Source organism: Streptomyces sp. NBC_01198, assembly GCF_036010485.1.
Classification (GTDB): Bacteria; Actinomycetota; Actinomycetes; order Streptomycetales; family Streptomycetaceae; genus Actinacidiphila.
Genome location: NZ_CP108568.1, coordinates 3,672,995 through 3,686,871, shown reverse-complemented (window position 1 = coordinate 3,686,871; position 13,877 = coordinate 3,672,995). Strand labels below are relative to the sequence as shown.

The following is a 13,877-nucleotide window of genomic DNA, read 5'->3' as shown; positions in this document are numbered from 1 at the left end:
ACTTAATGCGGTCCTGGCTGAGATTACCCGGGATCGGGGAGGCCATAAAGCCGCACCGCTGGTGATCTGTGTCGCGCGCCGCACACGCGTCACGTATGCCACGCCGTTCCGATGGAAACCCGGGCGACCGTGACACATATGCAGGAAGTACGCGATCACGGACCGGGTGCGGTCGCCAGTCCGCCAGGAGGGTGACGCTGGTCACGCGGCCCGCCGGCGCCGGATCGCTGCGATGTCCCGCGCCGTCCGGCCGCCGGCCGCCTGTTCGCGGCGCTGCGGGCGGACCGACCGCCGGTGCCGGGGGCCGGCGCCCGGCCTCGGATGCGCGGGACGCGCGCCGCTAAGTTGAGTCGCCTCGGCTCACGTCTGTTGACAGGAGAAAATCACTCAGGCACCCTTGAGCGAGTTCCACTCAAGTCAGCAGGAGGATTTCACCATGGCACGTGCGGTCGGCATCGACCTGGGCACGACTAATTCCGTCGTCAGCGTTCTCGAAGGCGGCGAGCCCACCGTCATCACCAACGCAGAGGGCGCCAGGACCACGCCGTCCGTCGTCGCCTTCGCCAAGAACGGCGAGGTGCTCGTCGGCGAGGTGGCCAAGCGCCAGGCTGTCACCAACGTCGACAGGACCGTCCGGTCGGTCAAGCGCCACATGGGCACCGACTGGAAGATCAACCTGGACGGCAAGGACTTCAACCCGCAGCAGATGAGCGCCTTCATCCTGCAGAAGCTCAAGCGGGACGCGGAGTCGTACCTGGGCGAGAAGGTCACCGACGCGGTGATCACCGTCCCCGCGTACTTCAACGACTCCGAGCGCCAGGCGACCAAGGAGGCCGGCGAGATCGCCGGTCTGAACGTGCTGCGGATCGTGAACGAGCCGACCGCGGCGGCGCTGGCGTACGGCCTGGACAAGGACGACCAGACGATCCTGGTCTTCGACCTCGGCGGCGGCACCTTCGACGTGTCGCTGCTGGAGATCGGCGACGGCGTGGTCGAGGTCAAGGCCACCAACGGCGACAACCACCTCGGTGGTGACGACTGGGACCAGCGCGTGGTGGACTACCTGGTCAAGCAGTTCCAGTCCGGCCACGGCGTGGACCTCGGCCGCGACAAGATGGCCCTCCAGCGCCTGCGTGAGGCGGCGGAGAAGGCCAAGATCGAGCTGTCCTCGTCCACCGAGACCTCGATCAACCTGCCGTACATCACCGCGTCCGCCGAGGGCCCGCTGCACCTGGACGAGAAGCTCACCCGGGCGCAGTTCCAGCAGCTGACCAGCGACCTGCTGGAGCGCTGCAAGACCCCGTTCCACAACGTCATCAAGGACGCCGGCATCCAGCTGTCCGAGATCGACCACGTGGTGCTGGTCGGCGGCTCCACCCGTATGCCGGCCGTGGCCGAGCTGGTGCGCGAGCTGACCGGCGGCAAGGACGCCAACAAGGGCGTCAACCCCGACGAGGTCGTCGCCATCGGCGCGTCCCTGCAGGCCGGTGTGCTCAAGGGCGAGGTCAAGGACGTCCTGCTGCTCGACGTCACCCCGCTGTCCCTCGGTATCGAGACCAAGGGCGGCATCATGACCAAGCTGATCGAGCGCAACACGACCATCCCGACCAAGCGCTCGGAGATCTTCACCACCGCGGAGGACAACCAGCCGTCGGTGCAGATCCAGGTCTACCAGGGCGAGCGCGAGATCGCCGCGTACAACAAGAAGCTCGGGATGTTCGAGCTGACCGGTCTGCCGCCGGCCCCGCGCGGGATGCCGCAGATCGAGGTCACCTTCGACATCGACGCGAACGGCATCATGCACGTCGGCGCGAAGGACCTCGGCACCGGCAAGGAGCAGCGGATGACCGTCACCGGCGGCTCCTCGCTGCCCAAGGACGAGGTCGACCGGATGCGCCAGGAGGCCGAGCAGTACGCGGACGAGGACCACAAGCGCCGCGAGGCCGCCGAGACCCGCAACCAGGGCGAGCAGCTGGCCTACCAGACCGAGAAGTTCATCGCGGACAACAAGGACAAGCTCCCCGAGGACGTGAAGTCCGAGGTCGAGGCCGCCATCGCGGACCTCAAGGAGAAGCTCAAGAACGAGTCCACCGACGGTGAGAACACCGCCGCGATCCGCGAGGCCACCGAGAAGGTCGCGGCCACCAGCCAGAAGCTCGGCCAGGCGCTGTACGCCAACGCGCAGCCCGACGGTGCCGCCGGCGCCCAGGCGGGCCCGGGCGAGCCCGGTGCCGACCAGGCGGGTCCGGCTGACGACGACGTGGTGGACGCCGAGATCGTCGACGACGAGAACGCCAACAAGAGGGATGGTGCCGCGTGACGGAGGAGCCGAAGGGCTTCGAGCCGGAGCCCGACGTCCCTTCCGAGCCCAGCGACAAGCAGCCGGACGCCGCCAAGGACGCCGGGGCAGCCGACGAGGCGGCCCCGGGGGCGGGCGGTGGGGACGCCAAGGAGCTGACGGCCCTGCGGGCCCAGCTGGACCAGGTGCGTACCGCGCTCAACGAGCGCACCGCGGACCTCCAGCGGCTGCAGGCCGAGTATCAGAACTACCGCCGACGGGTGGAGCGGGACCGGACCGCCGTCAAGGAGATCGCGGTCGCCAACCTGCTCACCGAACTGCTCCCGGTGCTCGACGACATCGGCCGGGCGCGCGAGCACGGCGAGCTGGTCGGCGGCTTCAAGTCGGTCGCCGAGTCGCTGGAGACGGTCGCGGCGAAGCTGGGGCTGCAGCAGTTCGGCAAGGAGGGCGAGGCCTTCGACCCGCTGGTGCACGAGGCCCTGATGCACAGTTATTCGCCGGATGTCACGCAGACCACATGCGTGCAGATCCTTCAGCCCGGGTACCGCCTGGGTGAGCGCAATCTGCGGCCCGCCAGGGTCGCGGTCGCGGAGCCGCAGCCGGGCGCCGGCAAGGGCGACGAGGCGGCGGAGGATCAGGACGTGGCAGTGGACGCGCCGGACGACGAGGAGACCGGTGGCCCGGACCAGGGCTGACGGAGGACACGTGGGGGAAAGGAGGGACGCCGAGGATGAGCATCAGTAGGGACCTGCTGGAAAAGGACCTGTACAAGGTCCTCGGCGTCCCCAAGGACGCCACCGACGCCGAGATCAAGAAGGCGTATCGGAAGCTCGCCCGGGAATTCCACCCGGATGCCAACAAGGGCGACGCCAAGGCCGAGGAGCGTTTCAAGGAGATCTCCGAGGCCAATGACGTGCTCTCCGACGTCAAGCGGCGCAAGGAGTACGACGAGGGCCGCGCGCTGTTCGGCAACGGCGGTTTCCGCCCGGGTCCGGGCGCGGGCGGCACCGGCGGCTTCAACTTCGACCTGGGCGACCTCTTCGGCGGCGGCCAGGGCGGCCCCGGCGGCGGCACCGCCACCGGCGGCCAGGGCGGCGGCTTCGGCGGCGGTCTGGGCGACGTCTTCGGCGGGCTGTTCAACCGCGGCGGCGGCACCCGGGTGCAGCCCAGGCGCGGCCAGGACATCGAGTCCGAGGTCACGCTGAGCTTCACCGAGGCCGTGGACGGGGCCACCGTCCCGCTGCGGATGTCCTCGCAGGCGCCCTGCAAGGCGTGCTCAGGCACCGGCGACAAGAACGGCACCCCGCGGGTGTGCCCGACCTGTGTCGGCACCGGGCAGGTCTCGCGCGGCGGCGGTGGCGGCTTCTCGCTCACCGACCCGTGCGTGGACTGCAAGGGCCGCGGCCTGATCGCGGAGACGCCCTGCGAGGTCTGCCACGGCAGCGGGCGGGCGAAGAGCTCGCGCACCATGCAGGTCCGCATCCCCGCCGGGGTCACCGACGGGCAGCGGATCAGGCTGCGCGCCAAGGGCGCCCCGGGCGAGCGCGGCGGTCCCGCGGGCGACCTGTACGTGGTCGTGCACGTCGGGCGGCACCCGGTCTTCGGCCGCAAGGATGCCAACCTCACGGTGACCGTGCCGGTCAGCTTCGTGGAGGCGGCGCTGGGCGGCGAGGTCAAGGTGCCGACACTGGGCGGCCCCCCGGTCACCCTCAAACTCCCGCCCGGCACCCCGAACGGGCGTACGTTGCGGGCCCGTGGCAAGGGCGCGGTGCGCAAGGACGGTTCGCGCGGCGACCTGCTCGTCACCGTCGAGGTGGCGGTGCCGGAGAAGACCGAGGGCAAGGCGCTGGACGCGCTGGAGGCCTACAGGGAGGCGGTCGGGGACGCCGACCCGCGGGCCGAGCTGTTCAAGGCGGCAAAGGGAGCGTGAACGGATGAGCATCGACGGCCGGATGGACGGTATGACGCCCGGGCCGGGGCCGCGCGGCCCCGGTGGCCCGCGCGGCCGCAACCCGTACCAGCTGACCGAGGAGTCACCGGTCTACGTCATCTCGGTGGCCGCCGAGCTGTCGGGCCTGCACCCGCAGACCCTGCGGCAGTACGACCGCCTGGGCCTGGTCTCGCCCGACCGCACGGCCGGGCGGGGCCGCCGCTATTCGGCCCGCGACATCGAGCAGCTGCGCGAGGTGCAGCGGCTCTCCCAGGACGACGGCATCAACCTGGCCGGCATCAAGCGGATCATCGAGCTGGAGAACCAGGTCGCCGCGCTCCAGGCGAGGGTGGCCGAGCTCAGCGCGGCGGTCGAGGGCGCGGCCGCCGTCATCCAGCAGCGGGAGGCGGCGGTGCACGCCTCCTACCGCCGCGACCTGGTGCCGTATCAGGACGTGCAGCACACCAGCGCGCTGGTGGTCTGGCGGCCCAAGGCCTGACCGGGTCCAGGGCCTGACCGGGTCCAAGGCCTGACCAGGCCCAAGGCCTGACCGGGCGCGGCCCGCCCCTCCGGGCGGCGGGCCGCGCCCGGACCCGTACAGCCGGGCGCGCCCGGCTGTACGGGTACAGCCGGGCGCGCCCGGCGCGCCGGCCGCGTCAGGCGTTGCCCATGGCCCGGGTCAGGGCGATCTCGATCACCACCCGCTGCGGGTTGGGCGCCGGGGTGCGCCCGTAGCGGTCTGCGTAACGGGCGACGGCGTCGGCGACGCGCCCCGGGTCCTCCGAGACGGTGGCCAGGCCTTCGAGCGTGGCCCAGCGGCCGCGTTCGACCTGGCAGACCGCGACCCGCGCGCCGCCCGGCCCCGCCGCCCGTACGTGCGCGGCCTTGGCGCTCGCGGTGTTGGTGATCACCCGCGCGAGCCCGCCCTCCGGGTCGTACGTGACGCCCACCGGTACGACGTGCGGCGAACCGTCGGGGCGCGGCGTGGTCAGGGTGCACAGATGGTATTCGCGCCAGAAGTCGAGGTAGCCGGCCTCGGGGGCGCGGGGGTCACGTCGTGCCATGTCCCGACGTTAGCCCCGGCGGCACCGCCCAACGGCCCCCGCACCCCGTGCGGGTGACGACCCGTGTCGCACTGTCGGAACGAAGTTGAGCGGAGTAGACTCAACATCGTTCATGTTCCTTTACGCAACAAGTCATGCAATGTGCTGCGCAACGTCCGGTACGGCCAGCACAATGGACGGAACACAGCACCTTGAGGAGGATCAGGCCCCGTGGACGCCGAGCTGACCAACAAGAGCCGGGAAGCGCTCAACGCCGCCAACACGCGCGCGGTCTCCGAGGGCAACCCCGACCTGACGCCCGCGCACCTGCTGCTCGCACTGCTCAGCGGCGCGGACAACGAGAACGTGCTCGACCTGCTCGGCGCGGTCGGCGCCGACCCGGCCGAACTCACGGCCGAGGCCGGGCGGCTGGTGGCCGCGCTGCCCAAGGTGCAGGGCTCGACGGTGGCACCGCCGCAGGCCAACCGCGACCTGCTCGCGGTGATCGCGGACGCCGCGGAGCGGGCCAAGGAGCTCGGGGACGCGTACCTTTCCACCGAGCACCTGCTGATCGGGATCGCCGTCAAGGGCGGCCAGGCCGGCGACCTGCTCACCCGTCAGGGGGCCGGCGGCAAGCAGCTGCTGACCGCCTTCGAGACCGCCCGTGGGGGGCAGCGCGTGACCAGCCAGGATCCCGAGGGGACGTACAAGGCGCTGGAGAAGTACGGCACCGACTTCACCGCCGCCGCCCGCGAGGGCCGGCTCGACCCGGTGATCGGCCGCGACCAGGAGATCCGCCGGGTCGTCCAGGTGCTCTCCCGCCGCACCAAGAACAACCCGGTGCTCATCGGCGAGCCCGGCGTCGGCAAGACCGCGGTGGTCGAGGGCCTGGCCCAGCGCATCGTCAAGGGCGACGTGCCCGAGTCGCTGCGCAACAAGCGGCTGGTCTCGCTCGACCTCGGCGCCATGGTCGCCGGCGCGAAATACCGCGGCGAGTTCGAGGAGCGGCTCAAGGCGGTGCTCGCCGAGATCAAGGACAGCGACGGCCGCGTCATCACCTTCATCGACGAGCTGCACACCGTCGTCGGCACGGGCGCCGGTGGCGACTCGGCCATGGACGCCGGCAACATGCTCAAGCCGATGCTCGCCCGCGGCGAGCTGCGGATGGTCGGAGCGACCACGCTGGACGAGTACCGCGAGCGGATCGAGAAGGACCCGGCGCTGGAGCGGCGCTTCCAGCAGGTGCTGGTCGCCGAGCCGACCGTCGAGGACACCGTGGCGATCCTGCGCGGCCTCAAGGGCCGCTACGAGGCGCATCACAAGGTCCAGATCGCCGACTCCGCACTGGTGGCCGCCGCGACGCTGTCCGACCGCTACATCACCTCGCGCTTCCTGCCCGACAAGGCCATCGACCTGGTCGACGAGTCGGCCTCCCGGCTGCGGATGGAGATCGACTCCTCGCCGGTCGAGATCGACGAGCTGCAGCGTGCGGTCGACCGGCTGCGCATGGAGGAGATGGCGCTCAAGAACGAGACCGACCCCGCCTCCGTGCAGCGCCTCGACAAGCTGCGCAGGGACCTCGCCGACCGCGAGGAGGAGCTGCGCGGCCTGACCGCCCGCTGGGAGAAGGAGAAGCAGGGCCTCAACCGGGTCGGCGAGCTCAAGGAGCGGCTGGACGACATCGGCACCCGTATCGAGCGCGCCCAGCGCGACGGCGACTTCGAGACCGCCTCCAAACTGCTCTACGCCGAGCAGCCCAAGCTGGAGGCCGAGCTGGAGGAGGCCACCCGCGAGGAGCAGGAGGCCGCCGCCCAGGGTCCCTCGACGAACATGGTCAAGGAGGAGGTCGGCCCGGACGACATCGCCGACGTGGTCGCCGCCTGGACCGGCATCCCGGCCGGCCGGCTGCTCGAAGGCGAGACGCAGAAGCTGCTGCGGATGGAGGAGGAGCTGGGCCGCCGGCTCATCGGGCAGACCGAGGCGGTCCGCGCGGTCTCCGACGCCGTACGCCGCTCCCGCTCCGGCATCGCCGACCCGGACCGCCCGACCGGCTCCTTCCTCTTCCTCGGCCCGACCGGTGTCGGCAAGACCGAGCTGGCCAAGGCGCTGGCGGACTTCCTCTTCGACGACGAGCGGGCCATGGTCCGCATCGACATGAGCGAGTACGGCGAGAAGCACTCGGTCGCCCGGCTGGTCGGCGCGCCCCCCGGCTACGTGGGGTACGAGGAGGGCGGCCAGCTCACCGAGGCGGTGCGGCGGCGCCCGTACAGCGTGATCCTGCTCGACGAGGTCGAGAAGGCGCACCCCGAGGTCTTCGACGTGCTGCTGCAGGTGCTGGACGACGGGCGGCTCACCGACGGCCAGGGCCGCACGGTCGACTTCCGCAACGCCATCCTCATCCTGACCTCGAATCTGGGCAGCCAGTATCTGGTCGACCCGGCGCTGAGCGACGAGCAGAAGCGCGAGCACGTGCTGAGCACGGTCCGGTCGTCCTTCAAGCCGGAGTTCCTCAACCGGCTGGACGACATCGTGGTCTTCTCCGCGCTGTCCAAGGACGAGCTGCGCCTGATCGCCCGGCTGCAGACCGACCGGCTCGCGGCCCGGCTGCGGGACCGCAGGCTCACCCTGGACATCACCGACGGGGCCCTGGACTGGCTGGCCGACGAGGGCAACGACCCCGCCTACGGCGCCCGCCCGCTGCGCCGCCTGGTGCAGACCGCCATCGGCGATCCGCTGGCCCGCGCCCTGCTGTCCGGCGAGGTCGCCGACGGGCAGACGGTACGGGTGGACCGCGCGGCCGACGGCCTGATCGTGGGCGCCGCCACCGGTCCCGACCTGAGCAAATGACGTCAGCCCCGGGCGGTACGCGCGATGCGTGCCGCCCGGGGTTGTGACGAGCGGGGGAGGATGAGAGAGGATGGCAGGGAGACGTCACGAAGGGACTTCACGGTGAGCATCGACCCGTCCTCGATTCCCAGTTTCGGGGGCCAGCCGGACCCCGACCCGACCGGATCCAACGGCAGTGTGGTCATTCCGGACCAGGACCTGGTCAAGCAGCTGCTTGACCAGATGGAGCTGAAGTACCTCGTCGACGAGGAGGGTGACCTCGCCGCGCCGTGGGAGGACTTCCGCACCTACTTCATGTTCCGGGGCGAGGGGGACCAGCAGGTCTTCGCCGTCAGGACCTTCTACGACCGTCCGTATTCGGTCGACGACAAGCCGCAGCTGCACGAGGTCATCGACGACTGGAACCGTCGCACTCTGTGGCCGAAGATGTACACTCACACGCACGACGACGGCAGCGTCCGGCTGATCGGCGAGGCGCAGCTGCTGATCGGCCTCGGCGTCGGCCTGGAGCACTTCGTGTCCAGCACGGTGAGCTGGGTGCGCGCGTCCATCGAGTTCGACAAGTGGGTCGTGGAGACCCTGGGCCTGGCCAAGGACGCGGACAGCGAGGCCGACGGCGACGGACCGGCGGACGGTCCCGCCGAGGACTGACCCAGCCGCGCCACCCCGCCGCCGCGCCCGCCCGCGCGCCGGCAGCAGCCCGGTCCCGCGCACCCGGCCGACGTACCCACGGCGGCCGGGCGCGCGAGGCCGGGCTTTCGCGTGCGCCGATCCGCCCGTCCGCACGCCCTTCGCCAGGAAGAACGCGGCCGCCTCCCGGACACTGGTCCGGGGGAGGGACGGACGCGCGAGCCAAGGGAGCCCTGCCATGTCGGAGACCACCACCGTCGCCGTGCTCGGCGCGGGCGCGCTCGGCGCCGCGATGGCGACGCGGCTCGGCGGGACCGGGCACGAGGTGCGGCTGTGGAACCGCACGCCGGACAAGGCCCGCGCCGCCGCGGAGCACGCCGCCGGGGTGACGGCCGTGGCAGCCCTGGCCGACGCGGTCGCCGGCGCGTCCGCCGTCATCACCGTGCTGCGGGACGGCGAGGCGGTGTCCGCGGTCATGGCGGAGGCCCTCCCCCGGCTGGCCGAGGGCGCCGTCTGGGTGCAGGCCAGCACGGTGGGCCCGCAGAGCGCCGCCGCCCTCGCCGGGCTGGCCCGCGACCACGGGGCCGCCTACCTCGACGCACCGGTGTCCGGCAGCACCGCCCCCGCCCGGCAGGGCAAGCTCGTCTGGCTGGTCGCCGGCCGGGCGGACGTCCTGACCCGGGCGCGTCCCGTGCTCGACGCGCTCGGCTCGTCGGTGCTGCATCTGGGGACGGGGGTGGAAGGCAGCGCCGTCAAGCTCGCCGTCAACGCCTGGATGGCCGCCTCGACGGTCGCGATGAGCGACGTCCTCGCGCTGTGCGACGCGCTCGGCGTCGACCACGCGACCTTCGTCCGGGTGCTGGAGGCGGGCCCGCTCGCGATGCCGTACGAGGTGCAGAAGGTCGGCGCCATGGACGACGCCGCCTACGCCCCCGGCTTCGCCGTGCAGCTCGCCCTCAAGGACCTCGACCTGGCCTCGGCGGCCGCGCCTCCCAGCCCCCTGCTGCGCACCGTCCGCGACCGCCTCCGCACCACCGCCGCCGCCGGCCACGCGGACGACGACCTCGCGGCCGTCGACTACCTGCGGAACACCTGAGACCGCCGGTTGCTACCGGAGCGCGGGGGCGACCTCCTCGCGCAGGACGACCATGCCGTGGCCTTCGGCCAGGTCCACCGTGAGGTGTACCTGGCCGTCGCGGTAGGTGAACGGGAGCTCCGTGCCGTGCGGCTGGAGGGCGACCGCGGCGGGCGGTGCGGGGAAGCGTATCCGCAGCGGGACGCCGACCAGCGGGAAGGGGTCGTTGACCAGGTCGATGCCCTCGGTCCTTGAGGTGATCGGGCTGACCCCCTCGCCCTGCCGGGAGGGCGAGGGGGTCAGCAGGTGGACCACCCGGGACTCCGGCGTGTCGACGACCACCGCCTCCAGATGGGCCGGGCCCTGCGCCCGGACCTCCCGCTCGGGCAGGATGCGGGCGAAGACCTCCGCCAGCAGCCGGTGGTGCGCCTCGGCTGCGTGCCGGCCGATCGCGGTGAAGAGGGGGGCGCCCGTGGTGGCGGTCACGCCGTGGACGACCACCGCGGCACCGGCCGGCCCCGCGGTGCCGACCGGGGTGCAGTCGTGGCCGCTGAAACGGTCCCAGGTCCGCGGGAAGTACCCCGCCACCAGGTCGTACAGCGTCTCCGCCCCGGGCGCGGGCACCAGCGGGAGGCTCGGCTCGTACATCACCTCGGCGAACGCCGCCGCGTCGCCGGCCCGGCGCAGGAAGGCGTGGTCCAGCGGGGCACCGGCGCCCGCCAGGCCGAGGGCCGGCAGCACGGGGGAGCCGTCCTCGCCGAGCGCCGCGTCACCGCTGACCAGCAGGGCCCCGCCGGCGGCGGTGAAGTCGCCCAGCCGGGCCGCGAGGCCGGCGGTGATCCGGGTGGTCTCCGGGACCACGACGGCACGGTAGCCGTCCAGGGCGGCGTCCGGCGGCAGGATGTCGAACTGCAGCGCGAGCCGTTGCAGCCCGCGTACCGCTCCCGCGCCGGCCGGGCGACGGACCACCGGCTCCTGGTGCGCGCCGGGTCCTTCGGCCAGCACACCATGGGCACCCGCAGCTACACCGTGCCGCTGGGCACCACGACGCCCGTACCTCTCGACGCCACCATGAGTGACGGCGCCACCGTCGACGTCGCCGCCAGCGACGCCACCTACACCGTCGCCGACCCGTCGGTGGCCTCCGTCGACCCGGACGGCACCGTGCACGCCCTGGCGCCCGGGGTCACCGTCGTCACCGTCCAGGCCGTCTACCAGGGGCAGATGGCCACCGGCCAGTACACGGTCACGGTCCCCCCGGCCACCGTGCGACTGCCGGCCGGATACAGCGTCACCCACCTCGGCAGCGACATGGACGGCGGCGCCGCCAACGGCTTCGCCACCGTCGACCCCGCGACCGGCGCGGGCAGCATCGCCACCACCGGTTACAACATCTGGAGCAGCACCGACAGCGGCACCTTCCTGCACACCGAGGTGGCGGGCAGCAGCGACGTCACCGCGACGGTCACCATCACCGCCCAGTCCCTGCCGCCCAGCGGTGTCGGCCTGATGTTCAGGGACGGCAGCGCGGAGAACGCCAAGGAGGTCGGCTTCCGCTCGCAGGACGGCGGCCTGCGACTGGTCTACCGCAACGACTCCACGCTGCCGGTCACCGGCTACCTGACCACCGCCAAACCGGTGATCACGCTGCCGGTGCAGCTCAAGCTCGTCAAGTCCGGTTCGACCTTCACCGCCACCTACAACACCGGCTCCGGCTGGACCTCGATGGGGACCGCCACCGCGGCCATGGGCAACGACCTCCAGGTCGGCCTCGGCATCTACTCCGGCGCCTACTCCGGCACCGGGGCGACCTTCGGCGACCTGTCCGTGACCACGGCCTGACCGTCCCGGCGGGCCCCTCGAACACCCGACCCGTACCCGTGGCCCGGACCCCTGTCCCCTGCTGTCCCCGGAAAGGAGAAGGCCGTGCGACTGCCCGCCCCCGACCACGGACTCTCGCCCTACACGGGCTGGACCCGCAGCCACTGGGAAGCGGTGGCCGACCGGCTCCTTTCCGCCCGGCGAGCACACCAGCGACTCGGGCCGGTGGAGCGACGGCCTCGAAGGCTTCGCCCGCAGCTTCCTGCCGGCAGCCTTCCGCCTCGGCGCCGCCGGCCCGCCCCAGGACGGTCCAGGTGATCCGGCCGGGCCGTCCCGGCGCGCCGAACTCGCCGACTGGTACGCGCGCGGGATCGCGCACGGTACGGACCCGGCCGCCGCCGACCGCTGGCCCACCCTGCGGGAAAAAGGCCAGGCCAAGGTGGAGTGCGCCTCGATCGCGCTCGCCCTGCACCTGACCCGGCCGCTGATCTGGGACCGGCTGGACGACGCCGTGCGGGCCAGGACCGTGGCGTGGATGGCCGGCATGATCGGCGCCGGCACCCCGCGCAACAACTGGATCTGGTTCCAGAACATCACCGAGGCCTTCCTCCGCTCGGTCGGCGGCCCCTGGAGCCGCGCCGACCTGGACCGCAACCTCGAACTCACCGAGTCCTGGTACGCCGGCGACGGCTGGTACGCCGACGGTGAATTCGGCGGCGGCCTGCGCGACTTCGACTACTACAACGGCTGGGCGCTGCTCTTCTACCCGCTCTGGTACTGCCTGATCTCCGGCCCCGACACGGAGCCGGGGCTGCGGGACCGCTACGCGGCCCGGCTGGCCCGCTACCTGTCCGACGCCCAGCACCTGGTGGGCGCGGACGGCGCCCCGCTCTTCCACGGCCGCTCGCTCACCTACCGGTTCGCGATGCTCGCGCCCTTCTGGACCGGCGCGCTCTTCGACGCCACCCCGCCGGCGCCGGGGCTGACCCGGCGGCTGGGCAGCGGGGTGCTGCGGCACTTCGTCCGGGCCGGCGCGGTGGACGACCGGGGACTGCTGTCGCTCGGCTGGCACCGGTCCTTCCCCGCGATCCGCCAGACGTACTCGGGCACCGGCTCCCCGTACTGGGCGAGCAAGGGCTTCGCGGGGCTGCTGCTGCCCCCCGGCCACCCCGTGTGGACCGAGCCGGAGCAGCCCCTCGCCGTCGAACGCGCGGACGTGCAGAGGACGTTGGCGGTGCCTGGCTGGCTGGTGTCGGGCACCGTGGCCGACGGCGTGGTCCGGGTGGTCAACCACGGCGGCGACCACGCCCGCCCCGGGCGGGCCGCCCTCGACGAACCCTGCTACGACCGCTACGGCACCGTCGCCGCTCCCGATCACGGCGCGCCCGACGGCGCCGCCCCGCTGGACTCCCACGTGGCCCTGCTGACCCCCGACGGCCGGGCATCCGTACGACGCCCCAACGAGCGGCTGTTCATCGGCGGCCGGGTCGCGGTCTCCCGGCACCGCGCCCACTGGCCGCTCGAACCAGCCGTGCACGGCGGCCCGCCCCGGACCCGGCTCGGCCCGGTCCTGACCACCGGGTCGGTGCTGCGGGGGGCCGTCGAGGTGCGGATCGTCCGGGTCGACCCCGTCCCGCTGCCCCGGGCGAGCAGTCCCGAGGGCCTGCTGGGCGCCGAGGCCTGCGGGCTGCCGGACGGCGAGGCCCCGCATCCGGGTCCCTGGCGGCTGCGCATCGCAGGGGCGGCGCTGGCGGCGGCTGGCAGGACGGCCTGGTGGCCCGGGTCGGCGCCGACCCGGGCCGCGGTCGAGACGGCGGAGGAGATGGTGAGCGCGGTGGTCCTGCTGGGCGGACGCGCGCCGGCCGGCCGCTTCGAGACCGGCGTCAGCCGCCTGCGGGAGGCCAATCCGTTCGGGCGCCGGTCCGCGAGCCCGTGGGTGCGGACCGTCGCACCGGTGGCGGCGGGCGAGATCCACGCGGTCGCCGTCGTGCTCGGCAAGGCCGCCGAGGGCGCGGCCGCGGTACGGCTCACGGTGACGCGCGCCGGCGGCGGCGGGGACGCGGTCACGGTGACCTGGCCCGACGGCGAGCAGGACCTCGTACCGATGCAAGGACCGCCGCCGCCCTGAGCCGCGCGGGCCACTGAGTTCCCGGACCGCCCGGCCGTGGCGCGGCGCCGGTCCGACGCACCCCCGCGTACCCCTCCCGCGTACCCCCCTGCGTGACCTCCCGA

At 72.8% G+C, this 13,877-nt stretch carries 11 protein-coding genes; 9 read left to right on the top strand and 2 right to left on the bottom strand.

Going from position 1 to position 13,877, the window contains the following annotated elements:
- Window positions 1–436: 436 nt before the first annotated feature.
- The 4 genes from dnaK to OG702_RS16550 are packed head-to-tail and all read left to right on the top strand — an operon-like array spanning window position 437 to window position 4,728.
- Window positions 437–2,320, top strand: a complete 1,884-nt coding sequence (gene dnaK, locus OG702_RS16565; protein ID WP_327289655.1) for a molecular chaperone DnaK — start codon at window positions 437–439, stop codon at window positions 2,318–2,320.
- Window positions 2,317–2,994 carry a nucleotide exchange factor GrpE gene (gene grpE, locus OG702_RS16560; protein ID WP_327289654.1) on the top strand — a complete coding sequence of 226 codons (678 nt, stop codon included), beginning with the start codon at window positions 2,317–2,319 and terminating at the stop codon, window positions 2,992–2,994. The genes dnaK and grpE overlap by 4 nt, the downstream gene beginning before the upstream one ends.
- Before the next feature lie 35 nt (window positions 2,995–3,029).
- Window positions 3,030–4,229, top strand: coding sequence for a molecular chaperone DnaJ (gene dnaJ / locus OG702_RS16555; RefSeq protein WP_327289653.1), 1,200 nt, complete (start codon window positions 3,030–3,032; stop codon window positions 4,227–4,229).
- A 31-nt stretch (window positions 4,230–4,260) separates the two neighbouring features.
- On the top strand, window positions 4,261–4,728 hold the full coding sequence (locus OG702_RS16550; protein ID WP_327293252.1) for a heat shock protein transcriptional repressor HspR: 468 nt from the start codon (window positions 4,261–4,263) through the stop codon (window positions 4,726–4,728).
- 157 nt (window positions 4,729–4,885) lie between these two features.
- On the opposite strand, the gene OG702_RS16545 is transcribed toward OG702_RS16550, so the two are convergent.
- Window positions 4,886–5,293, bottom strand: a complete 408-nt coding sequence (locus tag OG702_RS16545; protein WP_327289652.1) for a pyridoxamine 5'-phosphate oxidase family protein — start codon at window positions 5,291–5,293, stop codon at window positions 4,886–4,888.
- Between the two features lie 210 nt (window positions 5,294–5,503).
- Between OG702_RS16545 and clpB the strand changes: the two genes are divergently transcribed.
- From clpB to OG702_RS16530, 3 genes are all read left to right on the top strand, one after another.
- The gene (gene clpB, locus OG702_RS16540; RefSeq protein WP_327289651.1) at window positions 5,504–8,119 is read left to right on the top strand and encodes an ATP-dependent chaperone ClpB; all 2,616 of its coding nucleotides are present in this window, start codon (window positions 5,504–5,506) and stop codon (window positions 8,117–8,119) included.
- Between the two features lie 102 nt (window positions 8,120–8,221).
- Window positions 8,222–8,770 carry a YbjN domain-containing protein gene (locus OG702_RS16535; RefSeq protein ID WP_327289650.1) on the top strand — a complete coding sequence of 183 codons (549 nt, stop codon included), beginning with the start codon at window positions 8,222–8,224 and terminating at the stop codon, window positions 8,768–8,770.
- Window positions 8,771–8,942: 172 nt separating this feature from the next.
- Window positions 8,943–9,845 carry an NAD(P)-dependent oxidoreductase gene (locus tag OG702_RS16530; protein WP_327293251.1) on the top strand — a complete coding sequence of 301 codons (903 nt, stop codon included), beginning with the start codon at window positions 8,943–8,945 and terminating at the stop codon, window positions 9,843–9,845.
- A 12-nt stretch (window positions 9,846–9,857) separates the two neighbouring features.
- On the opposite strand, the gene OG702_RS16525 is transcribed toward OG702_RS16530, so the two are convergent.
- Window positions 9,858–10,829 carry a beta-galactosidase trimerization domain-containing protein gene (locus tag OG702_RS16525; protein ID WP_327289649.1) on the bottom strand — a complete coding sequence of 324 codons (972 nt, stop codon included), beginning with the start codon at window positions 10,827–10,829 and terminating at the stop codon, window positions 9,858–9,860.
- On the opposite strand from OG702_RS16525, the gene OG702_RS16520 reads away from it, so the two are divergent.
- Window positions 10,803–11,666: an Ig-like domain-containing protein gene (locus OG702_RS16520; RefSeq protein WP_327289648.1), complete on the top strand. Its 864-nt coding sequence runs from the start codon at window positions 10,803–10,805 to the stop codon at window positions 11,664–11,666. The genes OG702_RS16525 and OG702_RS16520 overlap by 27 nt on opposite strands.
- 58 nt (window positions 11,667–11,724) lie before the next feature.
- The gene (locus OG702_RS16515; protein ID WP_327293250.1) at window positions 11,725–13,773 is read left to right on the top strand and encodes a DUF2264 domain-containing protein; all 2,049 of its coding nucleotides are present in this window, start codon (window positions 11,725–11,727) and stop codon (window positions 13,771–13,773) included.
- Window positions 13,774–13,877 lie beyond the last annotated feature (104 nt).

Bases quoted from the DNA above. Each gene is read 5' to 3' on its own strand.
- dnaK (WP_327289655.1), top strand. From the start codon at position 437: ATGGCACGTGCGGTCGGCATCGACCTGGGCACGACTAATTCCGTCGTC.
- dnaJ (WP_327289653.1), top strand. From the start codon at position 3,030: ATGAGCATCAGTAGGGACCTGCTGGAAAAGGACCTGTACAAGGTCCTC.
- OG702_RS16550 (WP_327293252.1), top strand. From the start codon at position 4,261: ATGACGCCCGGGCCGGGGCCGCGCGGCCCCGGTGGCCCGCGCGGCCGC.
- OG702_RS16545 (WP_327289652.1), bottom strand. From the start codon at position 5,293: ATGGCACGACGTGACCCCCGCGCCCCCGAGGCCGGCTACCTCGACTTC.